Source organism: Halomonas caseinilytica, assembly GCF_001662285.1.
GTDB lineage: Bacteria > Pseudomonadota > Gammaproteobacteria > Pseudomonadales > Halomonadaceae > Halomonas > Halomonas caseinilytica.
In genome coordinates, this window is the sequence record NZ_BDEO01000007.1 from 95,714 (window position 1) to 119,437 (window position 23,724).

General features: G+C 64.6%; 21 protein-coding genes. 5 read left to right on the top strand and 16 right to left on the bottom strand.

All coding sequences use genetic code 11. From position 1 onward, the window contains the following. Positions 1-134: 134 nt before the first annotated feature. Positions 135-2,084 (bottom strand): acetate--CoA ligase, encoded by a 1,950-nt coding sequence (acs, locus tag HSDC_RS08195; RefSeq protein ID WP_064699452.1) that lies wholly within the window; start codon positions 2,082-2,084, stop codon positions 135-137. A gap of 164 nt (positions 2,085-2,248) precedes the next feature. Next, positions 2,249-2,809 carry a SprT family zinc-dependent metalloprotease gene (locus HSDC_RS08200; protein ID WP_064699453.1) on the bottom strand — a complete coding sequence of 187 codons (561 nt, stop codon included), beginning with the start codon at positions 2,807-2,809 and terminating at the stop codon, positions 2,249-2,251. 71 nt (positions 2,810-2,880) lie between these two features. On the opposite strand from HSDC_RS08200, the gene HSDC_RS08205 reads away from it, so the two are divergent. Further along, entirely contained in the window at positions 2,881-3,534 is a 654-nt protein-coding gene (locus HSDC_RS08205; protein ID WP_064699454.1) for a YecA/YgfB family protein, read from the top strand. 174 nt (positions 3,535-3,708) lie between these two features. On the opposite strand, the gene HSDC_RS08210 is transcribed toward HSDC_RS08205, so the two are convergent. Further along, positions 3,709-4,827, bottom strand: a complete 1,119-nt coding sequence (locus HSDC_RS08210) for a phospholipase D-like domain-containing protein (RefSeq protein ID WP_064699455.1) — start codon at positions 4,825-4,827, stop codon at positions 3,709-3,711. Positions 4,828-4,914: 87 nt separating this feature from the next. Here HSDC_RS08210 and plsB point away from each other — a divergent pair, with 87 nt between their 5' ends. After that, the gene (gene plsB, locus HSDC_RS08215) at positions 4,915-7,350 is read left to right on the top strand and encodes a glycerol-3-phosphate 1-O-acyltransferase PlsB (RefSeq protein ID WP_064699456.1); all 2,436 of its coding nucleotides are present in this window, start codon (positions 4,915-4,917) and stop codon (positions 7,348-7,350) included. 8 nt (positions 7,351-7,358) lie between these two features. Here plsB and HSDC_RS08220 read toward each other — a convergent pair whose 3' ends face one another. The 6 genes from HSDC_RS08220 to ampD form a co-directional block, all read right to left on the bottom strand. After that, positions 7,359-8,126, bottom strand: a complete 768-nt coding sequence (locus tag HSDC_RS08220) for a class I SAM-dependent methyltransferase (protein ID WP_064699457.1) — start codon at positions 8,124-8,126, stop codon at positions 7,359-7,361. Beyond that, positions 8,123-8,827 (bottom strand): tRNA (adenosine(37)-N6)-threonylcarbamoyltransferase complex dimerization subunit type 1 TsaB, encoded by a 705-nt coding sequence (tsaB, locus tag HSDC_RS08225; protein WP_064699458.1) that lies wholly within the window; start codon positions 8,825-8,827, stop codon positions 8,123-8,125. Before tsaB ends, HSDC_RS08220 begins: the two co-directional genes overlap by 4 nt. 83 nt (positions 8,828-8,910) lie before the next feature. Next, complete coding sequence (gene adk / locus HSDC_RS08230) at positions 8,911-9,567, bottom strand: adenylate kinase (RefSeq protein WP_064699459.1); 657 nt, start codon at positions 9,565-9,567, stop codon at positions 8,911-8,913. A 251-nt stretch (positions 9,568-9,818) separates the two neighbouring features. Beyond that, positions 9,819-11,834, bottom strand: coding sequence for a pyruvate dehydrogenase complex dihydrolipoyllysine-residue acetyltransferase (aceF, locus tag HSDC_RS08235; protein ID WP_064699460.1), 2,016 nt, complete (start codon positions 11,832-11,834; stop codon positions 9,819-9,821). Positions 11,835-11,905: 71 nt separating this feature from the next. Next, positions 11,906-14,584 (bottom strand): pyruvate dehydrogenase (acetyl-transferring), homodimeric type, encoded by a 2,679-nt coding sequence (gene aceE / locus HSDC_RS08240; RefSeq protein ID WP_064699461.1) that lies wholly within the window; start codon positions 14,582-14,584, stop codon positions 11,906-11,908. Between the two features lie 344 nt (positions 14,585-14,928). Continuing rightward, the gene (ampD, locus tag HSDC_RS08245; RefSeq protein ID WP_064699462.1) at positions 14,929-15,492 is read right to left on the bottom strand and encodes a 1,6-anhydro-N-acetylmuramyl-L-alanine amidase AmpD; all 564 of its coding nucleotides are present in this window, start codon (positions 15,490-15,492) and stop codon (positions 14,929-14,931) included. 79 nt (positions 15,493-15,571) lie between these two features. On the opposite strand from ampD, the gene nadC reads away from it, so the two are divergent. Continuing rightward, on the top strand, positions 15,572-16,423 hold the full coding sequence (gene nadC, locus HSDC_RS08250; protein WP_064699463.1) for a carboxylating nicotinate-nucleotide diphosphorylase: 852 nt from the start codon (positions 15,572-15,574) through the stop codon (positions 16,421-16,423). Positions 16,424-16,428: 5 nt separating this feature from the next. Here the strand turns inward: nadC and HSDC_RS08255 are convergent, their stop codons facing one another. Next, a complete protein-coding gene (locus HSDC_RS08255) occupies positions 16,429-16,986 on the bottom strand; it encodes a GNAT family N-acetyltransferase (RefSeq protein ID WP_082919995.1) in 558 nt (185 codons plus the stop codon). 92 nt (positions 16,987-17,078) lie between these two features. On the opposite strand from HSDC_RS08255, the gene tsaA reads away from it, so the two are divergent. Continuing rightward, complete coding sequence (gene tsaA / locus HSDC_RS08260) at positions 17,079-17,801, top strand: tRNA (N6-threonylcarbamoyladenosine(37)-N6)-methyltransferase TrmO (RefSeq protein ID WP_064699464.1); 723 nt, start codon at positions 17,079-17,081, stop codon at positions 17,799-17,801. 221 nt (positions 17,802-18,022) lie between these two features. On the opposite strand, the gene purC is transcribed toward tsaA, so the two are convergent. The 4 genes from purC to dapA all read right to left on the bottom strand — a co-directional run bounded on the left by purC (position 18,023) and on the right by dapA (position 21,513). Next, positions 18,023-18,736 (bottom strand): phosphoribosylaminoimidazolesuccinocarboxamide synthase, encoded by a 714-nt coding sequence (purC, locus tag HSDC_RS08265; RefSeq protein WP_064699465.1) that lies wholly within the window; start codon positions 18,734-18,736, stop codon positions 18,023-18,025. A gap of 80 nt (positions 18,737-18,816) precedes the next feature. Then, on the bottom strand, positions 18,817-19,608 hold the full coding sequence (locus HSDC_RS08270; RefSeq protein ID WP_064699466.1) for an MBL fold metallo-hydrolase: 792 nt from the start codon (positions 19,606-19,608) through the stop codon (positions 18,817-18,819). After that, positions 19,608-20,582: an outer membrane protein assembly factor BamC gene (locus tag HSDC_RS08275; RefSeq protein WP_064699467.1), complete on the bottom strand. Its 975-nt coding sequence runs from the start codon at positions 20,580-20,582 to the stop codon at positions 19,608-19,610. The genes HSDC_RS08270 and HSDC_RS08275 overlap by 1 nt, the downstream gene beginning before the upstream one ends. A gap of 46 nt (positions 20,583-20,628) precedes the next feature. After that, on the bottom strand, positions 20,629-21,513 hold the full coding sequence (gene dapA, locus HSDC_RS08280) for a 4-hydroxy-tetrahydrodipicolinate synthase (protein ID WP_064699468.1): 885 nt from the start codon (positions 21,511-21,513) through the stop codon (positions 20,629-20,631). Between the two features lie 241 nt (positions 21,514-21,754). Here dapA and HSDC_RS08285 point away from each other — a divergent pair, with 241 nt between their 5' ends. Continuing rightward, positions 21,755-22,231 carry a peroxiredoxin gene (locus HSDC_RS08285; protein WP_064699469.1) on the top strand — a complete coding sequence of 159 codons (477 nt, stop codon included), beginning with the start codon at positions 21,755-21,757 and terminating at the stop codon, positions 22,229-22,231. Between the two features lie 69 nt (positions 22,232-22,300). Here HSDC_RS08285 and HSDC_RS08290 read toward each other — a convergent pair whose 3' ends face one another. Beyond that, positions 22,301-23,419: an AI-2E family transporter gene (locus tag HSDC_RS08290; protein ID WP_064699470.1), complete on the bottom strand. Its 1,119-nt coding sequence runs from the start codon at positions 23,417-23,419 to the stop codon at positions 22,301-22,303. Beyond that, on the bottom strand, positions 23,416-23,664 hold the full coding sequence (locus HSDC_RS08295) for a sulfurtransferase TusA family protein (RefSeq protein ID WP_064699471.1): 249 nt from the start codon (positions 23,662-23,664) through the stop codon (positions 23,416-23,418). The genes HSDC_RS08290 and HSDC_RS08295 overlap by 4 nt, the downstream gene beginning before the upstream one ends. Positions 23,665-23,724: the final 60 nt, after the last annotated feature.

The window sequence follows — 23,724 nt, forward strand, 5'->3', positions numbered from 1 at the left end:
TGAATTGTCGACACTTTCCGTCAACGTCACGAAAAAGCCGGCCCATGGCCGGCTACGATGCGGAATGGTGACCGGGCGGCCGGCAACATGCCCCGCCCGTTCCTGCATTCCAGGGATCGCGCTGATCACGATGATCAGCGATTGGCGCGATGCTCGATCAAGTCCTCGACCACCGACGGATCCGCCAAGGTGCTGGTATCCCCCAGGCCGTCGCACTCGTTGGCAGCGATCTTGCGCAGGATTCGGCGCATGATCTTGCCGGAGCGGGTCTTGGGCAGGCTCGGCGCCCACTGGATGATGTCCGGCGAGGCGATCGGCCCGATATCCTTGCGCACCCACTGGGTCAACTCCTTCTTGAGTTCGTCGCTGGGCTCGTGCTCATCATCCAGGGTCACGTAGATATAGATGCCCTGCCCCTTGATGTCGTGGGGGAAGCCGACCACGGCGGCCTCGGCCACGGCCTCGTGCGCCACCAGCGAGGACTCGATCTCGGCGGTGCCCATGCGATGGCCGGAGACATTGAGCACATCGTCGACCCGACCGGTGATCCAGTAGTAGCCATCCTCGTCGCGACGGCACCCATCGCCGGTGAAATACATGCCCTCGTAGGTGGAGAAATACGTCTGGACGAAGCGTTCGTGATTGTTCCAGATCGAGCGAGCCTGCCCCGGCCAGGAGTCGAGTACGACCAGGTTGCCGTCGGTGGCGCCCTCGAGCCGATTGCCTTCGTTGTCGACCAACGCCGGCTGCACGCCGAAGAACGGCAGAGTCGCCGAGCCGGGCTTGAGGTCAGTCGCCCCGGGCAGCGGCGCGATCATGATGCCGCCGGTCTCGGTCTGCCACCAGGTGTCGACGATCGGGCAACGTTCCTTGCCGATCACCCGATAGAACCACTCCCAGGCCTCGGGATTGATCGGTTCACCCACCGAGCCCAGCAGGCGCAGGCTGTCGCGCTGGCTGGAATCCATGACATGGTCGCCATGGGCCATCAGGGCGCGCACCGCCGTGGGCGCGGTGTACAGGATGTTGACCTGGTGCTTGTCGACGATCTCGCCCATGCGGCCGTTGGTCGGATAGCTCGGCACCCCCTCGAACATCAGGGTCGTCGCGCCATTGGCCAGCGGCCCGTAGACGATGTAGCTGTGGCCGGTCACCCAGCCCACATCGGCGGTGCACCAGTAGACCTCGCCGTCCTGATAGTCGAAGACGTACTGATGGGTCAGGGCAGCCTGCAGTAGATAGCCGCCGGTGGTGTGCTTGAGGCCCTTGGGCGCACCGGTCGAGCCGGACGTGTAGAGAATGAACAGCGGATCCTCGGCACCGACTTCCTCGGCCGGGCAATCGGTGGACTGCTTGTCGACCAGTTCGTGGAACCAGACGTCCCGACCGTCCTTCCAGTCGATCTGTCCACCGGTGCGCTGGAACACCAGCACCTTCTCGGCCACCTCCGTGCCTTCACGGGTCAGAGCCGCATCGACATTGTCCTTGAGCGGCACCTGCTTGCCGCCACGCACCGACTCATCGGCAGTGATCACCACCTTGGAGGCGGCGTCCTTGACGCGCTGGGCCAGGGCATCCGGCGAGAAGCCACCGAACACCACCGAGTGCACGGCACCAATGCGCGCGCAGGCGAGCATGGCCATGGCCGCCTCGGGCACCATCGGCATGTAGAGCGTGACGGTATCGCCCTTGCCGACGCCCAGTTCCTTGAGGGCATTGGCCAACTGACAAGTGCGCTCGTAGACCTCGCGGTAGGTCAAGGTCTTGGAATTGGCGGGATCGTCGCCCTCCCAGATGATCGCCGGCCGGTCGCCGCGGCTGGCCAGGTGACGATCCAGGCAGTTGACGCTGGCATTCAGCTTGCCATCCTCGAACCAGCGGATGTCGACGTTGTTCGAGGCAAAGGAGGTATTCTTGATGACGCTCGGCGCCTTGAACCACTCCAGTTGCCGGGCCTGCTCGGCCCAGAAACCGTCCGGATCATCCACGGAGCGCTGGTACATGGCCTGGTAGGTGTCCTTGTCGGCCCAGGCCTTGGCGGCGATGTCATCGCGTACCGGATAGATATGCTGCTGATCGCTCATCGAAATGCCTCTGTCCTCGGGATGATCCCTTCAGGTGGATGAAGCCGACCGGGCGCGACGCAGCGTCGATCGGCACCATGTAAAGTATTCCCAGCATACCCCCCTGCTGGCCTGGCTTCACTTTAGACATTGGTATGAACGATTTTCTTTTTTATAACAAATAGTTAAATCGAATCATCGACCGCCGAACATCTCATGTAGACCAATGGCTGACCGCACTTTCGGCACTGGTAGCATCGCCCCTGCCGAGCCAGGCCATGACGACGCGCCGAGAACCCATGTTCTCGACAGCCACAGCGATAGCGATAGGGTTCGGGACTCGCGCGTCCGGTATCGAAACGATGCGTGGCATGTGGCACCAGCCCGAACAGGTCGCGCATCACCGTCTGCCATTCGTGCCCATGGGGCCGTGCGCGATAGCCATCCGCCAGATGATGTACCAACCAGTGGGCCACTTCGTGGGGCACCACCTCGACCAGGAAAGCACGGCGGTTCTCGTCGAAGAGAACCGGGTTGAATCTCAGGCCACCACGACCGAAATGGGCCTGCCCGGCGCCCTTGCCACGCAGGTCGAGCCAGACGGCCGGGCGCGGCAAGGTGCCATGCACCTCGCGACACAGCCGCCAGGCGGCCTCTACCCGCTCGCGCAACACGCGCTGGCTGGCAGCGCGATCGAGAGAGTCGAGCCATTCGGTATCGGGTTCGGGCAACGCGGGATGGATCATGGGGTGCTAGAATGGCGCCACGCCAAGGCGGCGTAAAGCCCCGCGCGAGACGACACCTGCGAGTGAGAGACATGTCAGACGACACCCCCCAGCCCCAGCCGCTCCTTGACGACGAGGCCCTCGACCGGCTCGACGACTTCCTCGAGTCCGAGCGGGTCGATGCCGACGCTCTGGACCTGATCGGCGCCCACGGCTTTCTCGTTGCCCTGGCCGTGGCCCCCAACGACTTGCCCGCCACCGCCTGGGTACCGGAACTCTTTCACGGTGAGCCGGCCTTCGCCGATGACGCCGAACGGGAGTCGGTCCTGGCACTGCTCGAGCAGTTGCGCCATAACGCCATTCAGGTACTGGAAGGTGGCGGCCTGCCCGAACTGCCGTTCGACCTGGAACTGGGAGGCCTGGCACCGGAAGATACGCCGATCGGCGACTGGTGCGCCGGTTTCATGGAAGGCGTCTTCCTGGACGAAGCAGCCTGGTTCGCCGACGACGAGGAGGCCGCCGCCACCTTGTTGCTGCCCTTCATGCTGCTCTCGGGGCTGTTCGCCGATGAACCCGACATGGCCGAGCTGGCCACCGACGAACAACGCCTGGAAAGGCTGGTGGCGCAACTCCCCGAACTGGTGCTCGATCTCTATCTGCACTACCGGGTTCCGCCGGAAACGCCCAAACCCAAGCCACGCCGCAAGGGGCCATCCGGTCGTGGCAAGAAGACGCGCAAGACGTAAGCTGGAAGCTGGAAGCTGGAAGCTGGAAGCTGGAAGCTGGAAGCTGGAAGCTGGAAGCTGGAAAACAGCATGAACCCCGACAACATGGGGTCAAGGTTTTTTCTTCCAGCTTCAAGCTTAAGCCCGCAAAGCGGGCGTTCTTCCAGCTCCGGGCCGGGCGCTGCCCGGACCGAGTCAGCGCAGCCTCGTCACCATGCCGTCCAGTATCCCGAACAGCCATTCCTTGAACCGTTGTCCGCGTGGCCGACGCGCCCAGTCGTCACGATGCACTTCCCGGCTGGCGGCGAAATTGCGCTCGAACAGCGCGGCCACCTCAGTGGCGAAGTCGGCGTCGTCCACTTCCTGATTGGCCTCGAGGTTCCACTGCAGGCTCCAGTGGTCGAAATTGCAGGAACCAAGGCTCACCCAGTCATCGACCATCGAGAACTTGGCATGGATGAAGGACGGCTGGAATTCGAAGATGCGCACGCCGGCACGTAGCAGACGCCCATAGAAACGCTGGCCGGCGTAACGCACGCCGGGATGGTCATGATCCCCGCCGGGCAGCAGCAGACGCACGTCCACTCCGCGCCGTGCGGCGCGTGCGAGTCGACGCCGCAGGCTCAGCGTCGGCACGAAATAGGGCGTGCATATCCAGATACGCTGGCGAGCCTCATCCACGCGACGCTGCAGGGACAGCCGGATGGCCTGATAGCGATAGCCTCGCCCCCAGACAACGCGGCCCCGCATGGTGCCTCGCGATGGCACCGCCGCTCCAGGCAGCCGACACTGAGCCCGTGGGGCGCCCTGGTTGCCTCGTGTCATCGGCGAGTCCCAGAGCGACACGAACAAGCGCACCCAGTCATCGACCACCGGCCCCTCGATGCGCACCGCCACCTCGTACCAAGCCTCGAGAAAGTCATCGACCGCCCCGAAGCCGCCGGTAAAGGCCACCCGGCCATCCACGACCACCAGCTTGCGATGGTCGCGCGTCAAGTTGCGTGCCAGGGAATGCCATCCCAGCGGATTGAACCAGCGCAGGGCCACGCCGCCTGCTTCAAGTCGACGACGATCCGCCGTCGACAAGCCCATGGCACCATAGCCATCGAGCAGCAACCTCACCGACACGCCACGCGACGCCGCTGCCAGCAAGGCATCGATCACCATGGTGGCCAGGCGCCCCGACTCCATCAGGTAGAGCTCGATCAGCAACGATTCCCGGGCCGCGCCGACGGCCTCGAACATCGCCGGCAGAAAGCGCGCCGCCTCCGGCAGCAGCTGGAAATGATTGGCCTCCCGCCAGACTCCCGACATCGTCCCGTCTCCCATTGCTCCCACGCCTCCTGACCCCACCGCAAGGCACCGCTATACTGGCCCCTCATCCTCTTCAAGAGCGATCGCATGGCCAGTGCCACTTCCGTCAATCCGCTCCGCGCACCATTGCGCCGCTTGATCGCCGCCTGGACCCAGGTACGCCTGCTCGAACCCGCGCCGGAGGCTCTCGGCCTCGATCCCGACCTGACGACCTTGTACGTCCTGCCGCGCTCCTCTCTCTCCGACAGCTTGCTGCTCGACGTCCTGGCCCGCCAGCAAGGCCTCCCCGACGCCACCCTGCCAAGGCACCTCGGCGATCATACCCTGCCCGCCCAGCTCTCGCTGCCCACCACGCGGCGGCACCTTTGGCAACGTCGCCGGGGGCCACGCTCGCCATTTCGAGCGGTCATCGAAGCTCACCGCGACACAGGCCGCGATATTCAGCTGGTCCCCGTCAGCATCTTCTGGGGGCGCGCGCCGGGCAAGCGTTTCGGACTCTGGCAGCTACTCGCGGCCGACAGCTGGCGCCTTACCGGTCGCCTGCGACGCCTGCTGGCCGTCATGGTCAACGGTCGCGACCTGGAGGTCCACTTCGGCGCTCCCCTGCGCCTCGCCGAGCTCGATGACGGTCGCGAGCCATCGCTCACCGACCGCAAGGCAGCCCGCCTGCTCCGCGTGCATTTCCGGCGCATGCGCTCCCGCGTGCTGGGACCTGATCTGTCCCACCGGCGCACCCTGATCGAGGGCGTGGCACGCAGCGAGCCAGTACGCCGCGCCATCGAGGAACAAGCCGGGCACTCACCCCGTCAGCGTGCGCGCCTGACGCAACGCGCACGACGCTATGGCCGGGAGATCGCCTCCAGCATGAGCTATCCCGTGCTGCGCTTCCTCGATGGCGTGCTAGGCCGGTTGTGGAATCGCCTCTACGATGGCGTCGATGCGCGTGGGCTGGAAGATGTCAAACCGCTGGCCGGTGAATGCACCCTGGTCTATGTGCCCTGTCACCGCAGTCACATCGACTATCTGCTGCTTTCCTACGTACTCTACGCCCAGGGGCTGATGCCACCCCACATCGCCGCCGGGCGCAATCTCGACATGCCGCTGATCGGCCCGCTGCTGCGTCGTGGCGGCGCCTTCTTCATGCGCCGCAGCTTCCGCGGCAAAGCCCTGTATTCGGCGGTCTTCAAGGAATACTTGCACCGCCTGCTCAACCGAGGCCATCCTCTGGAATATTTCATCGAGGGCGGACGATCGCGCAGCGGTAGAATGCTGCCACCCCGCCCAGGCATGCTGGCCATGACGCTGGACTCCTTCCTGCGCAGCCAGCGGGAAGGCGGGCAGCCGCTCGTCTTCGTGCCTGTCTACATCGGCTATGAACGCATCCTCGAGGAAGCCAGCTATCAGCGTGAGCTTGCTGGCGGTGGCAAGCGCAAGGAGTCGCCCCTGGCCTTGCTGCGGGTCGTGCGACGGCTGCGCGAGCCCCATGGTCGCGTTGCCGTGAACATCGGCGAGCCACTGGCGCTGGATGATTTCCTCGACCGCACCCGGCCTGGCTGGCGTGACGACTCCCTGGACGCCGCACCGCCCGAATGGCGGCGCACCGCCGTCACCGAGCTCGGTGAAACACTGGCGCGACGCATCAATGCTGCCGCCTCGCTCAACCCGGTAAACCTGGTCGCCCTGGGCCTTCTGGCCACGCCGCACCATGCCATCGAAGCGTCCTTGCTGGAGCGCCACCTGGCATTGCTGGCCTCGCTGGGGCGCGAGCATGCCTTCGCCCTGCCGCCCGGCGAGCCCGCCGACTGGATCGCCCAGACCCGTGCGCTGGGCATGCTCGAGCACAGCCCTCACGCGCTGGGAGACCTGGTCACTGCCGAGCCCGCCCAGGCCACGCTGCTGGGCTGGTATCGCAACAATGTCCTGCACCTCTATGCGCTCATCGGCCTCACCGCCTTCGCTTTCCGCCACCAGCCCTGCCATACCCTGGATGACCTGGAGCGCCTGCTGGCACCGAGCTGGCCGGTGCTGGTACGGGAATTCGCTATCGCGCCGCCGGCCTCGTTGCGCGAGGCGCTGGCCGACACGTTGGAACGTCTTGCCGAACAGGGGCTACTGGAAGACGATGGCGACCGATGGCGGCGTACCTCCTCGCTGACCGGCGAAGAACAACTGCGCATGCTCGGCAGGTTGATGCAACCACCGCTGGAACGCGGTTACCTGCTGCTCTCGGTGCTGCTCGGTGAGGCGCCGGGACATTTCACCCGTGACGCCCTGACTGAACGCACTCGCCAGCTGGCCGAACGACTGGGGCGACTGACCGGACGTGATTCACCGGAATTCTTCGACGCTCGCCTGTTCGCAAGCCTGGTGCAGAACCTCGAGGCCGAAGGCTGGCTCCGCACCCGGGATGGGCGCCTGTATTACGGTTCACGGCTGCGCGAAGGCGCGCTACGTGGACAGACGCTGTTCGACCCTGCGCTGCGTCATCGCCTGCAACGAATCGCGCGACATGCCCAGGCGTGAAACGGCGATCATGACGCCGTCAGCGCGCGATGGACATACAGATCGTAGCGGCTGGTCTTGCCTTCGAGGGTGTGCCGGGGCGACGGCCCGGCGATGGGCGGCGCCTTGCGTGGCCGCTTGACGACCACGCGATGCGTCGCCACGTCCAGCGCCGCCTCCAGCAGCCGCGGAGCATCGGCATCGTCGCCGGCCAGTTCACGGAACAACCGCATCTCCTTTTTGACCAGTGCCGACTTGGTACGATGCGGAAACATGGGGTCCAGATGGATGACCTGCGGGGCAATGCCACTTTCCTCTACCCGACGAGCCAGATCGCGACCGGCATCGCCATGCACAAGGCGCATGCGTGCCGCGATCTCGGCGGTATCGGGATCGGCGGACGCCCGGGCCAGACCATCCTCCAGCAAGGCGGCAATCGCCGCCACGCGCTCGACCAGCAGCACCTCGGCACCCAGCGACGCCAGCACGAAGGCATCACGCCCCAGCCCTGCCGTGGCATCCACCACCGAGGGTGTCACCCCCTTGCCGAGGCCGCAGGCTCGAGCGATCAACTGGCCTCGCCCGCCCCCGAAGCGACGTCGATGCGCGACCCGTCCGGCCACGAAATCCACCGCCAGTGGATGGCCGTAAGTGCCCGGATCACCGGCCAGAACGAGGCGCCCGGCCTCGACGCGCAACATCAGCGGGGCATCCGCCGCCTCGACGCGCAAGGGCAGCGCCCAGCGCTTGGCCAGGTCAGCGTCACTCTCGACCGCGACGCGACTGCCGATGCTCATTGCGACTTGCGCCAGGCCACCTGGTCGCGCAGGTAGACAGGCTGCACTTCATGGGCCGCTCGCCCCTCTCCGGCGGCGAAGGCCTCGATGGCCAGCAGCGCCATGTCTTCGGCGGCAGCGTCCATATCCGACAGACAAAGGCTCATCGCCACCTGCGTCTCGGCCGGCATGGACTCTCGCAGCGTCCAGCCGGAGCCCACACCCACCCAGTCGTGATCGTCATGCCCCTCGGGCAAGCGCAACCGCTCCGGAGGCAGCACCGCCTCGGCGTTGAGCGGCTCGACGCGTCCCCGATCGCAACGCCAGCAGGCCGCATAGACCTCCCCCATGCGGGCATCAAGGGCCGTCACCAGGTAGCGATAGTGATGGTGGCGATGTGCCCGCAGCGCCAGGGCCTGCAGCGTCGACACACCGAGCAGGGGCCGATCCAGACCGAAGGCCAGCCCCTGAGCGGCACCCGCTGCAATGCGCAGGCCGGTGAAGGAGCCCGGCCCGCGACCATAGGCGACGGCATCGAGCTCGGCCGGCGCCACCCCTGCTTCATCGAGCACCTCGTCGACCATCGGCAGCAAGCGGCGGGTATGCGCCCGGGGAGCAAGCTCGAAACGAGAGATCACCTCGTCCGGATGATCATCTTGGCGGCGCAGCAAGGCGGCGGAGCAGGCGCTCGAGGAAGCGTCCAGGGCGAGCAGGATCGTCATGGGAAATACGCGTCGATGGAAAATGGCAGGACATTATACGACAACAGCCCGCGCGATGCGGGCTGCCGAAGGTCAAGCGTCACTCAGCCCTCGAGGGCCTCGATCACCTGGGTGGTGATGTCATCGACGCTACCCACGCCCTCGACGCGATGGTAGCGGGGCGCCACGTCGGGTTCCTGCCGCGCCCAGTCCTGATAGTACTCGACCAGCGGCGCCGTCTGGTCGTGATACACAGACAACCGGTTGCGCACCGTGGCTTCGCTGTCGTCGTCACGCTGAATCAGCGGCTCGCCGGTGACATCGTCCTTGCCCTCCTCGCGCGGCGGGTTGAGATCGACATGATAGATCCGGCCGGAGGCAGGGTGCACACGACGCCCCGCCAGGCGATTGACGATTTCCTCGTCGGGTACGGCGATCTCGAGGACATGATCGATCTTCACGCCGGCATCCTTCATGGCATCAGCCTGAGGGATGGTGCGCGGGAAACCGTCGAACAGGAAGCCGTTGGCACAGTCGGGCTGCGCAATGCGTTCCTTGACCAGGGAGATGATCAGGTCGTCGGACACCAGACCACCGGTTTCCATGATCTCCTTGACCTGGAGGCCCAGTTCGCTGCCTTCCTTGACGGCGGCACGCAGCATGTCGCCGGTGGAGATCTGCGGAATGCCGAAGCGCTCGCAGATGAATTGGGCCTGGGTGCCCTTGCCAGCGCCTGGCGCGCCTAACAGGATCAAACGCATCTAAACTGCTCCTTGAGAAAGCGGGAAGTGTCGTAGCTTGGAAAAAGGGAGAAGCGAACCATACCCGTGCCATTCTCGCCAGACAAGCGAGATGGGAAGTCGCCTCTTTACGGTCCATGAAAAAAATTTTTATATCAGAAAGTTAGAGCCACTAGCACTTTCGTCTGCCCAGGGGGACAAGACATTGAGCAGGCAGCAAACAACGACGGCGCCTTACGGCGCCGTCGTCACACTCTTGGTGTCGCCACGTTTCAGAGCAGCAAGCGGCGGATATCCGTCAGCACCTGTCCCAAAAAGGCGGTGAAGCGTGCCGCATCGGCGCCATTGACCGCACGATGGTCATAGGACAGCGATAGCGGCATCATCAGACGCGGCTGGAAGGCCTGACCGTCCCATACCGGCTTGGTCTGGGACTTGGAGACGCCGAGGATGGCCACTTCCGGGGCATTGACGATCGGCGTGAAGGCGGTGCCGCCGATGGACCCCAGGCTGGAGATGGTGAAACAGCCACCGGTCATCTCCTCGCGCTTGAGCTTCTTCGACTGCGCCTTGCCGGCCAGTTCCACGGATTCCTTGGCCAGCTCGATCAGCGACTTCTGGTCGGCGTCACGAATCACCGGCACCATCAGTCCGTCCGGCGTATCCACGGCGATGCCGATATGCACGTACTTCTTGTGCACCACGGTTTCGCCGTCGCTCTTCAGGCTGACGTTGAACTGCGGGAACTTCCTGAGCGCGAAGGCGCAGGCCTTGATCAGGAACGGCAGCGGCGTGAGCTTGGCCCCCTGGGCCTCCGCCTCGGCCTTCATGGACTTGCGGAAGGCCTCCAGCTCGGTGATGTCGGCCTCGTCGAACTGGGTCACGTGAGGCAGATTGACCCAGCTGCGATGCAGATTGGTCGCGCCCATCTTCATCAGGCGACCCATCGGCTTCTCCTCGACTTCGCCGAACTGGCTGAAGTCGACGTCCGGCACCGGCGGGATGCCCGAACCGCCCTCGGCGGCGGCACCCGCGGGCACCTTGGCCTGGCCGGCCATGACCTGCTTGACGTAGTTGTGGACGTCTTCCTTGAGCACCCGCTCCTTGGGACCGGTGGGCTTGACCAGTTCCAGGTCGACACCCAGCTCGCGGGCCAGCATGCGGACCGCCGGACCTGCGTGCACCAGCTTGCCGTCGCGGGGCTTGTGGGCGGCCATCTCGGCCTCGGGGCTGGGGCGGCCGACCGGTGCGGAGGACTTGCTCTCGCCCGATTCACGCCCGGCGCTCGAGGCCTTGGCTGGCTTCTCGGCCGGTTTCTGCTCGGTCTTCTTGGGTGCCGGCTTGGCAGCGGCGGTCTCGATGATGGCGATCACATCGCCCTCGGAAACGCTGTCGCCTTCCTTCACCTTCAGCTCGACCAGCTTGCCCTTGTGAGGGCTCGGCACGTCCATGGAGGCCTTGTCGGACTCCAGGGTGATCAGCGGGTCCTCTTCGTCGACCTCATCACCCTCGGCGACCGCCACCTCGATGATCGGCACGTCGCTGGAACCACCGAGGTCCGGCACACGAACCTCCTTGCGCTCAGGTTCGCCGCCGGCGGTGTCGTCTTCGTCCTCAGCCTCGGGGTCAGCAGCGGGTTCCGGCTCGCTCGGCGCCTCGGCGCCCTCGCTCGCCGCGTCCCCGTCTGACTCACCGGCGACTTCCATGCTGCCGATCACGTCGCCTTCGGAAACCGTGTCGCCTTCCTTGACGGTCAGGCTGATCAGCTTGCCGGCATGAGGGCTCGGCACATCCATGGAGGCCTTGTCGGACTCCAGGGTGATCAGGGTGTCCTCGGCATCGAGCGTGTCGCCCTCGCTGGCCGCCACCTCGATGATCTCGACATCAGCGGCGCCCCCCAGATCGGGTACCTTGATCTCCACCGTGCGGGAGCCGCCACCGGACTTGGCGGCAGGCTCGGCCGGTGCCTCATCGGCCGGAGCTTCCTCGGCCTCGGCGCTCGATGCCTCGGCGGAGGTGTCTTCTTCGGCCTGGTCGGCATCGCCGCCGCCTTCGGCTTCGATTTCGACGATAGCGTCACCCTCGGAGACGGTATCGCCCTCCTTGACCAGCACCTTCAGCACCTTGCCGCCCTGGGGCGATGGCACATCCATGCTGGCCTTGTCGGATTCCAGTGTGATCAGGGTGTCCTCGGGCTCGATGACATCGCCTTCCGACACCGCGATCTCGATGATTTCGACATCAGTATCGCCACCGATGTCGGGCACTTTGATGATTTCGCTACTCAAGGTCGCGCTCCTTCAAACTCTTGACGGGGGCGGGCCCTACGGCCCGCCATGCCACCGGATCGGTCGACGACTCACACCTCAAGCGGATTGGGCTTGTTGGGGTCGATGCCGTACTTCTCGATGGCCTCGGCCACGACCTTGCGATCGATCTCGCCACGGTCGGCCAGCGCCTTGAGCGCGGTCACGGTGACGAAGTAGCGATTGACCTCGAAGAAGTGACGCAGCTTCTCGCGGGTGTCGGAACGACCATAACCATCGGTACCCAGTACATGATAGTCGGTCGGCACCCAGGCACGGACCTGGTCGGCGAACAGCTTCATGTAGTCGGTGGAGGCGATGGCCGGCCCCTGACGACCTTCCAGGCAAGCGGTGACGTGCGGCTTGCCCGGCTCCTCGGCCGGCTTGAGGAAGGCCTGGCGATCGATTGCCAGGGCCTCGCGGCGCAGTTCGTTGAAGCTGGTGACGCTCCAGATATCGGCGCCCACACCCCACTCCTCGGCGAGCAGCTCGGCGGCCGCCTCGACCTCGAGCAGGATGGTGCCGGAGCCCATCAGCTGAACGCGCGCCTTGTCACCCTGGGTCTCGCGCAGCAGGTACATGCCCTTGATGATGTCCTCGGTGGGCACCTCTTCCAAGGCAGGCTGCTCGTAGTTCTCGTTCATCACCGTCAGGTAGTAGAAGCAGTTTTCCTTGTCGGCATACATCCGCTTCAAGCCATCCTGAACGATCACCGCCACTTCATGGGCATAAGTGGGATCGTAGCTCCGGCAGTTCGGAATCATCGAGGCCTGCAGGTGACTATGGCCATCCTGGTGCTGCAGGCCCTCGCCGTTCAGGGTCGTGCGACCGGCCGTGCCGCCGATGAGGAAGCCGCGTGCCTGCATGTCGCCGGCGGCCCAGGCCAGATCGCCGATCCGCTGGAAGCCGAACATCGAGTAGTAGATGTAGAACGGCAACAGCGGCAGGCCGTGGTTGCTGTAGGAGGTCGCCGCGGCAATCCAGGACGACATGGCGCCGGCCTCGGTGATGCCCTCCTCGAGGACCTGACCCGCCTGGTCCTCGCGATAGAACATCAGCTGGCCCTTGTCCATGGGCTCGTACTTCTGCCCTTCGGAGGTATAGATGCCGAGCTGGCGGAACATGCCCTCCATGCCGAAGGTACGTGCCTCGTCGGGCACGATCGGCACGACGCGCTTGCCGATCTGCTTGTCCTTGACCAGGCCATTGAGAATGCGCACGAACGCCATGGTCGTGGAGACTTCACGCCCCTTGGAGCCGCTCAGCTGCGAAGCAAAGATCTTGTCTTCGAGAGACGGAATCTCGAGCGCCTCGAAGTCCGGGTTGCGCGCCGGCAGGTAGCCCCCCAGACGTTCGCGCTGGAGATGCATGTACTTGATCTCCGGACTGTCGTCGTCCGGCTTGTAGTAGGGCATCTCGTTCTCGATCTGCTCGTCGGAGACCGGGATGCCGAAACGATCGCGGAAATCCTTCAGGACTTCCGGGTCATCGATGGACTTGACCTGGTGGGCCTCGTTGTCGGCCTCGCCGCCGGCGGCGCCCAGACCATAGCCCTTGACGGTATGCGCCAGGATGACGGTGGGACGACCGTTGGCGTTGTGGAAGGCCTCATGGTAGGCGGCATAGATCTTGAACGGATCGTGGCCACCGCGGTTGAGCTTCCAGATGTCCTCGTCGGACATGTCCTTGACCAGCTCGGCAGTCTCCGGGTACTTGCCGAAGAAGTGCTCCCGGGTATAGGCGCCGCCGTTGGCCTTGTAGTTCTGGTATTCGCCGTCGACCGCCTCATCCATGCGCTTCTGCAGGATACCCTTCTTGTCCTTCTCGAAGAGCGGATCCCACAGCCGGCCCCAGACCACCTTGATGACATTCCAGCCGGCGCCGCGGAACACGCCCTCGAGCTCGTCCATGATGCGTGAATTGCCACGCACCGGACCATCGAGGCGCTGCAGGTTACAGTTGACGACGAAGTTCAGGTTGTCGAGTTTCTCGCGGCTGGCAAGGTGAATGGCCCCGAGCGTCTCGGGCTCGTCGCACTCGCCGTCGCCGAGGAAGGCCCAGACCTTGCGATCCTGCATCGGCTGCAGGCCGCGCTGATCCAGGTACTTCATGACGTGGGCCTGATAGATGGCCATGATCGGCCCAAGCCCCATGGAGACCGTGGGCAGTTGCCAGTAGTTGGGCATCAGCCAAGGGTGCGGATAGGACGACAGGCCATCGCCATCCACTTCCTGGCGGAACTTGTCCATCTGCTCCTCGGTGAGGCGGCCTTCCAGATAGGAACGCGCATAGATGCCCGGGGCGCTGTGCCCCTGGATGAACACCAGGTCGCCCTTGAAATCACCGTTGGGAGCACGGAAGAAATGGTTGAAGCCCACGTCGTAGAGAGTCGCACTGGACATGAAGCTGGCCAGGTGACCACCGATCCCCTTGTTGGCCTTGTTGGCCCGGGTCACCATGGCGGCCATGTTCCAGCGAATCAGCGAACGGATGCGACGCTCCATGAACAGGTCGCCCGGCATCGGCGCCTCACGATGCACCGGAATGGTGTTGCGATGCGGCGTCGTCACCGAGAAGGGCACTTGCATGCCGTCGCGGCGATAGCGATCCGCTAGCCGGGTCATGAGGTACCGGGCCCGGTCCTCACCCTCGCGATCCAGAACCGACTCCAGGGAATCCAACCACTCCTGGGTTTCGACCGGATCGAGATCTTCTCGTGTCTCAAGACTCATAGACGTCTCTCCGAATGACGGTGGGGCGACAGCCCCGCAGCGAGGGGCATGTGGCGCTCTGAGGGAAGGCATGGAGGGCAATTCCACGCCATCTGCCAGATTTGTAGTCGTTTTACAAGACAACGCGACCAATGTCGGTGGGTGCGTTGACGATACCGTAAACACTCACTGGTGCCAATTGAAACAGACATGGAAATTTTTTTCAAAAGCCTTGTGGCGCCCATAACACGTGGAATAACCCCGCCTTCATAGTGGATCGCACCAGAAACGCCGCGTTAGTAGAACAACGAGCTGGTTCGGGGCTCAACAGAGCTCACCCGGCAATTTGAATGTTTTTTTACGTACTATCGGGTCACTTCAGCCAACAATTGGCGAAAATAGGCCCAGTCGAAGGCCGGCCCGGGGTCACTCTTGCGTAGCGGTGCAACACGCGCATGGCTGGTGATGCGCTCGGGCGTGATGGCCGGATAATGCGTCCACAAGGCACGGCAGGCACGCACCAGCGAGTCATACTGGGCTTCGGTATAGGGCGTCACCTCGTCGCCTTCCAGCTCGATGCCCACCGAGAAGTCGTTCAACGCCCGGCGCCAACGCTCGCCATCGCGCCACCAGGAGCGTCCGGCGTGCCAGGCGCGGGCCGTGAACGGCACGAACTGCACGCATCCCCCATCCCGCCGGATCAACAGATGGGCCGACACCCGCAGCCGATGGATGCCGGAGAAATAAGGATGCGCCTCGGGATCCAGGCGGTTGGTGAACAATCGCTCGATAGCATCGCCGGAGAACTCCCCCGGCGGCAGGCTGATGGAATGCAGGACCAGCAAGGAGATCTCTTCCTCCGGCCGTGCGTCCTGATTGGGCGACACCACGCGACGCGCCCCTCCCAGCCATCCCTGGTCAATCGACATGCTTTCCCCCTGACGTCGATGCTTCGCTTTCCTCTATAATGAACGTCTCCCGCTTTCCAGCACAGAGACGATCCCCGCCATGCACTATCAGGATGCCCTCGCTGAAGAGATCCGCGACAGCGCCGCCCGGCTGCTGGCCGAGGATGTCGGCCCCGGCGACATCACCGCCGAACTGATTGCCGAGAAACACTGGGCCCGCGCCCGGGTGATCACCCGGGAGGACACCGTGCTGTGCGGCGTGGCCTGGGTCGATGAGCTCTTTCGCCGCCTCGACCCCCGCGTCATCCTGCACTGGCAGGCCGCGGACGGCGACCGGCTGAGCGCCGATCAGGTCTTCCTCGAGCTCGAGGGGCCGGCACGCAGCCTGCTGACCGGCGAGCGCGCGGCACTGAACCTGCTGCAGACACTCTCCGGCACCGCCACGCGCACCCGCCATTACGTCGACCTGCTCGCCGGCACTGGCGTGCGCATGCTCGACACCCGCAAGACACTACCGGGCCTGCGCCTGGCACAGAAATACGCGGTGTCCTGCGGAGGCGGCCACAATCACCGCATCGGTCTCTACGACGCCTTCTTGATCAAGGAGAATCATATCGCGTCCTGCGGCAGTATCGCCGCAGCCGTCCGGGAGGCCCGGGATATCGCCCGAGACCTGCCGGTGGAGGTCGAGGTGGAAAGCTTCGAGGAGCTCGACCAGGCCCTCGAAGCCGGGGCGGACGTGATCATGCTCGACAACTTCTCGCTGGACGACCTGCGCGAGGCCGTGCGACGCACCGCAGGCCGCGCCACGCTCGAGGCCTCCGGCAATGTCGACGATTCCACGCTCAAGGCCATTGCTGCCACCGGCGTGGACTGCATCTCCAGCGGCGCCCTGACCAAGGACGTCAAGGCGATCGACCTGTCGATGCGCTTCCTCGGGCAAGACGACTGATTCTCTCAGGTCTCGACGGCCACCAGCGACTTCTCCAGGATCCGCCGGCGCAGTCGCTGGCCGCCGCGCTCGACCCACTCCTCGCGCACCCGTCGCCAGCCTCGGCTTTCCAGGCTATCGGCCAGGACCAGGCTGGCGGCGATATCGACCCGATCGGCGCCCTGCTCGACCAGCAGACGTTCGGCGTGCACCAGCAGGGTCGAGCCAATGCCGCGACGAGCCAGCGACGGCCACACATAGAGCGACTCCACATGCTGGCGTCGCAGATCGAGTTCCAGAAAGCCCACGCAGCGGCCATCGCAGCTTGCCACCAGAGTGGTGTAGAGGGCCTGTCGCGCCACCCAGGCGCTACCGTCCCGGGGTAATACGGAAGCCCAGGCCTCCCGTGCCTCCTGCGAGTAATGCGCCATGGCACCCTGCATCACGGCATGATGGAAGACCTCGGCCTGATCGGCACCGTCCCGCGCCTTGGCGAGCCGGTAGAAAATGCGTGGCGTTTTCCGTTCCTGGGAGGCATCGCGGCCAGGAGCCGCCGATGCCCGCTCGATATCGGCATGACGCATGCATGACTTCCTGAGATGATGAAACCGCCAAGAGACTACAGAAGCCAGGCCGCCGGGCCAATGCCCGAACGCGACAAGCCGTGGAATCGAGAATGCCCGCATCCCCTTGCACCAGTGTGAGCCTGACCCCCATCGGCCGCATCGAAAGCGACTATCCCGACAAGTTCGGCGTGCCACGACAGCCGGGACTGGCCGATGCCGCCCGGGCCCGTCTGGTACTGACGCCTCCCTTCGACGACCCCCTGGCGGTGCGTGGCCTGGAGGCCTTCAGCCACCTCTGGGTGACCTTCCTTTTCCATCTCAGCCCCGAGCGCTGGACGCCCCTGGTACGCCCGCCCCGCCTGGGCGGCAACGCCAGGATCGGTGTCTTCGCCAGCCGCAGCACTCATCGCCCCAACCGGCTGGGGCAATCGCTGGTGGAACTGGAAGGCATCGACACCGACGCGGGCGTAAGCCTGCGCCTGCGCAGCGTCGATCTGGTCGATGGCACCCCGGTACTGGACATCAAACCCTACCTGCCTTGGGCGGAAGCCCGCCCCGAGGCCCGTGCCGGCTTCGCGCCCGAGGCCCCCGCCTTGCTGCCGGTACGCCTCACGCCGGAGGCACAAGCGACCCTGGCCGCCCGACCCGATGCCACCTCGTTGCGGGAGCTGATCCACCAGGTGCTGGCCCAGGACCCACGCCCCGCCTATCGCCGCGGCGCGGAGGATCGAATCTACGGAGTGCGATTGCGCGACGTGGACGTGCGCTTTCGCGCCGTGGTCAACGATGAGAGCAAGACACTGCTGGAAGTCATCGAGATCGTGGTGGTGTAGGCGCCGGAGGCCAAGAGGGGAGCGCCGGGGGGCAGTCGAAGAGAGGGGCCGATACCAGGGATGGAATCGGTAGACCCAGGGAAGGGGTCACAGCGCCTCTCGGAGACTGCCGAAGGAGAGCCCCGCGAACTACGGCACTCGACCGTCAACTGCGATAGTTCGGGAGCAGACACGGCGGAAGGGCCCCGCAGGGCCCTTCATGCAGGAGCGTGTAGATCTCCTCAGGAGAAATCGACGCCGATGCGCCTTCCCACTTCCTCATAGGCCTCGATCACTCCGCCCAGGCCCTGACGGAAACGGTCCTTGTCGAGTTTTTCGCGGGTCTTGGCGTCCCACAGGCGGCAGCCATCCGGCGAGAACTCGTCACCCAGCACGATGCTACCGTGGAAGAGGCCGAACTCGAGCTTGTAATCCACCAGCAGCAGACCGCCATCGGCGAACAGCTGCTTGAGGACCTCATTGACCCGGTAGGTCAGGGACTTCATCTCGGCCAGCTGTGCAGGCGTTGCCCAGCCAAAGGTCTCCGCCAGTGACTCGTTGATCATCGGGTCGTGCAGGGCATCGTCCTTGAGGAAGAGCTCGAAGGTCGGCGGTGCCAGCTCGCTGCCCTCTTCCACGCCCAGGCGCTTGACCAGCCCTCCGGCGGCGATATTGCGGACGACGCACTCCACCGGCAGCATGTCGAGCTTCTTCACCACGCTTTCGGTGTCGGAAAGCAAACGCTCATAGTGAGTGGGGATTCCCGCTTCCTGCAGCTTCTCCATGATGAAGGCATTGAAGCGGTTGTTGACCTTGCCCTTGCGCGCCAACGACTCCATGCGCTCGCCGTCGAAGGCGCTGGTGTCATCGCGGAAGTGCAGGATCAGGCGGTCGGGATCATCGGTGGCATACACCGACTTGGCCTTGCCGGCATAGAGTTCTTGACGCTTGTCCATGGGAGCCTCCAGGGCAATGTGATAAGTAGCCCAGGCATTGCCCGACACCTCGGCGAGTGGCCTCGGGCGCCTGTGTATGTTCAGCGGATCACCCGCCAGTCCAGCCCCTGGTCCTGGGCGGCCACCGTCAGGCGGGATGCCTCGCCATCGAGCAGCGGATCCAGCGCTGCCACCGCCAGTTCGGGACGATTATTGTGTTCGGAAAGGTGCGAACACACGATATGCTGCAGACGATCCAGGCCCAGCCGCTGCAACAGCCAGGCGGCCTGCTCGTTGGCGAGATGTCCCCAGCGGCCGCCGACCCTGCGCTTGAGGCTCGGCGGATACGGTCCCGTCTCCAATAATCGCACATCATGGTTGCATTCCAGCACCAGGGCGTCGCAGCCCTGAAAGGCGTCGACGACATGGCTGCTGGGATGGCCGAGATCGGTCAACAGGCCGAGCCGCCGTCCGGCGGCGGAAAGGCAAAACTGCACCGGCTCCCGGGCATCGTGGGGCACGGTGACAGGATCGATCTCGATCCCCTTGACCCGGAAGGGCGACTGGGGCGTTATCCAGTGTCGCTGGGGCAGCTCGCCGGTGCGTCCCGCCAGCCAGGTGCCCGGCGTCAGATAAACGGGCATGCCGTGTTTCCTGGCCAGGGGGCCAACACCCCGCAGGTGGTCGCCATGCTCATGGGTCACCAGCAGAGCGTCGAGCTGGCGCGGATGCAGGCCGAGCCGCCCCAGTCGGCGTTCGGCCTCCTTGAGACCGAAACCGCAGTCGACCAGCAGATGCGTCTCACCGTCACTGACCAGGGTCGCGTTGCCCTTGCTGCCGCTGCCCAAGGACGCGAAGCGCAGGTGTCCTGGGGCATCGAGCGGCGCGGTCATCAGCGCAGAAGGCCTCCGACCCGCTCCAGCAGCTCACGGGCATCGTTGGCCGCAAGCGCCTCGTCATCGGCCGCGCTGGCACGCACCAGGGTCTGGTCCGCGCCCTGACGGCTCAGCGTCAGGCGCAGGCGACTGGCCTGTTCGCTGAACTCCAGCGACGTCAGCGATTCCCAGACCCCGCGACTGCGCTCGCTGAGGGGCAGGTAGTCGACCAGGAACGTATGCGTGCTGATATCCTGTTCGAGCAGCTGACGGCGATCTTCCAGGGAGAAATCGGCCTCGAGCTGCGCGCTCAACTCCGCCCAGGCGCGGTCCAGGTCATAAGGCAGCACCAGTTGCCAGCCATCCTCGGCCTGCTCGAGACGCGGCGGCTGACGCGTCTGCGCCATGCGTCCCTGGACCGACAAGCCGGATGCAGTGGCACTGGCAAGGTTGCTGCGCTGTTCGAAGCGACGCTCCAGCGCCCTCAGGCAACCCTCCACGGAAGCGCCTCCCTGCTCGCAACGCACCTCGCTGACCCCCTGATGCAGCCCAGGTGACACGCTGATGCGCCCTTGCTCGGTCTCCATCACACCACGGCGGTCGTCGCGCGACAGCACCTCCAGCCCGCGGGTGGTGGCAAAGTCGTCGATCTCGGACCAGACGGTGCCCGGTGCAGCCCCCACCACCAGCCAGCTCTGCTCGCCGGCCTCGCGGCGAGCCACCTCGCCGGGAGCAACGCCACTGCCGGCATTCAGGGCACGAGGCGGAGGCGCCTGAAAGTCATCGCCTTGGGAGGCGAAGGCGCCGGGAACATCGGGCACTGGCATGGCATCGCGGTAACGACGCGTATTGCGTGTATCGGGAAGTTCCAAGGGCGCGCTTTCCTTGGCCTTGGCATAATCGACACTGCGGTTGTCGTAATAGCCTTCCCGAGCGCAACCCGCCAGGGCCAGAGCGGCCAGCAGCGGCATCCATTTCAGCGCAGAGTTCATGCGTCCACCTTGCGTCATATCATTGGGGGATGGCCACGGCCACCACTCAGTCTTCGATCAGGCCCGCCAGCTGCAGGGCTTCGCTGACGGTGGAGTGATACTTCTCGGACAACCAGGTCAGCGGCAGGCGGATGCCCGGTTCCAGCATGCCCATCCGGTTCAGGGCCCACTTGACCGGGATCGGATTGGCCTCGATTCCCAGGTTGGTGTGCAGCGGCATCAGGCGGGTATTGATCTGATGGGCCTTGTCGGTCTCGCCGGCAACGGCGGCGGCACAAAGATCGTGCATGGCCTGGGGCGCCACGTTGGCAGTCACCGAGATGTCGCCATGCCCACCCATCAGCATGAAGTCGCATGCCGTGCCGTCATCACCGGAATAGAGCATGAAACCGCTGCCCTCGAGACGGGCGATCAGGTCCTCGGCGCGTTCCAGGTTGCCGGTGGCATCCTTGAGGCCGACGATATTGTCGACTTCGGCCAGTCGCAGCACCGTCTCATTATAGATATCGGAGCAGGTGCGGCCCGGCACGTTGTAGAGAATCACCGGCAGATCGCTGGTCTCGGCAATGACCTTGAAATGCTGATAGAGACCTTCCTGGGTCGGCTTGTTGTAGTAGGGCGCCACGGTGAGGCAATAGTCGGCCCCGACCTCCTTGGCATAGCGGGTCAGTTCCACCGCCTCGGTGGTGTTGTTGGAACCGGTACCGGCAATCACCGGAATACGACCATCGACTTCCTCCACCACGGCGCGAATCACGTCGAAGTGTTCGGCGAACGACATGGTCGTCGGCTCACCGGTGGTACCCGCCGCGACAATGGCATCGGTGCCATTGTCGAGATGGAAGTGAACCAGGCGGCGCAGGGCCTCCCAGTCGATGTCGCCGTTGACTTTCATCGGCGTCGCCAGCGCGACGATGCTACCCGTGATCATCCTCTACTCATCCTCCCGGCCTGCCTGGTGTACGCGGCCTCCGCGCACCGGGGGCCAGACAACGCCTGGAAAGTGCCTGCGCTCGTCAGCTTTCAGGTGATGCCCGGCGCCCGATCAATGTCTCGCCGCCAAGGGTCAAATGGTACTCAGGGCGTCAGGGCCTGTACAGCGGCGACTTTACAGTTCGTGCGCGGTTGCGTGTAATCAGGGCTTCATTTACCTCACCAGCCCAGGAGACGCCATGAGCCTCACACTCGGTCAGCCAGTGCCCGACTTCACCGCGACCGCCACCGGCGATACCCAGTTGACGCTGTCGGCGCTGCGCGGCAAGCAGGTCGTGATCTATTTCTACCCCAAGGCCAGTACCCCCGGCTGCACGACCGAAGGCGGCGACTTCCGGGACAACAAGACCGCATTCGACGCCGCCAACACGGTGATCATCGGCGTTTCCCGAGACGGCATCCGTGCTCAGGAAAACTTCAAGGCCAAGCAGGATTTCAACTTTGCGCTGATTTCCGACAAGGACGAAACCGTCTGCCGGTTGTTCGACGTCATCAAGCTCAAGAAACTCTACGGCAAGGAACATCTGGGCATCGAGCGCAGCACCTTCCTGATCGACGTCGACGGCAAGCTCGCCCGGGAATGGCGCGGGGTCAAGGTCAAGGGGCACGTGGCCGACGTCCTGGAGGCCGCACAGGCACTGCACGCCGGCGAATGACTCCCCACCTCGGCCGCCCTCCCCGGGCGGCCGGCCCCGTTGGCGGGCATCGATACCTGCCGAGCGCGCTTACCCCTCGAGGCCTTCGCCGGTCTCGCTGACGGCCCCCGACGACACTTCCTCGCGTCGCTGCTGGATGCCTCTCGGCCAGGCATAGACCAGTGCCTTGAGCAGGGTGGCCAGCGGGATGGCGAAGAATATCCCCCAGAAGCCCCAGATGCCGCCGAAGAACAGCACCGCCAGGATGATCGATACCGGATGCAGATTGACGGCTTCGGAGAACAGCACAGGCACCAGGACGTTGCCATCCAGCGCCTGGATGACGCCGTAGGCGATCAGTACATAGAGAAACTGGTCGCTGATACCGAAGTGAAAGCCAGCCACCGCCGCCACCGGGAGCGTGGCCAAGGCCGCCCCGATGTAGGGTACCAGCACCGATAAGCCGACCAGCACGGCCAGCAACGCCGAGTACGGCAGACCGAAGCAGATGAAGGTGAAGAAGGCCACACTGCCGACGATGATGATCTCGATGAACTTGCCGCGTACATAGTTGGCGATCTGGTCATCCATCTCGTGCCAGATGCGAGTCATCAGCTCACGACGCTGAGGCAGCAGCGACATCGTGAAGCCCACCAGGCGATCGCGATCCTTGAGCATGAAGAAGACCAAAATCGGCACCAGTACCAGATAGATGATCAACGACAGCACATTGCCGAGCGAAGCGAGCGACAGCGACAGCGCCCGCTGCCCGAGTTGCGTCATCTCGCGGCCGGCCATGCCGATCCAGGACTGGATCTGATCCGGTGTCACCAGTTGCGGATAACGGGCCTGGAGATCGTCGAGCAGAGACTGCCCGCTGGCGAACATGCGTGGCGTCTCCTGCAGCAAGTTGACCATCTGGTTCCAGATCAACGGCATGAGGATCAAGGCCATGGCCAGCAGCACACCGAGAAAGCCGAGAAACACCAGCAGTACCGCCAGCAGATGGGGCACGCGACGGCGCGTCAGGCCGTTGACCGCGCCTTGCAGCAAAAACGCGATGACCAGTGCCGTCAGGAAAGGCGCCAGCATCTGGCCAAGCCAGATCACCACGGCGAAGCCCAGCACCAGCACCAACAGCAGGATGACGGCTTCCTCGTCGGAGAAATAACGCTCCATCCAGCCTCGAAGCAGTGACCTCAGGGTCATCGAGCGCGCTCCCCCGCCTTGCGGATCCAGTAGTGGTAGACGTCGCCGCGCTCCTCTCGAGCCGGCATTTCATGGCCACTCTGCGCGATGAAGGTTTCGAAATCCTGCCAGGAGCCGCCATCGGTCGCCATCACCTCCAGCAGCTCTCCCGGCGCCAGCCGGGCCAGGGCCTGCTTGGCCTTGAGCAGGGGTAACGGACAAGGCAGACCACGTGCGTCGAGCACATCGTCGGGTTGCACAGTCATGTTGTCTCCCAGGAGAATGCTTGAGCATGCCGGATCGGCCGAGGCGTGTCTCCGACATGA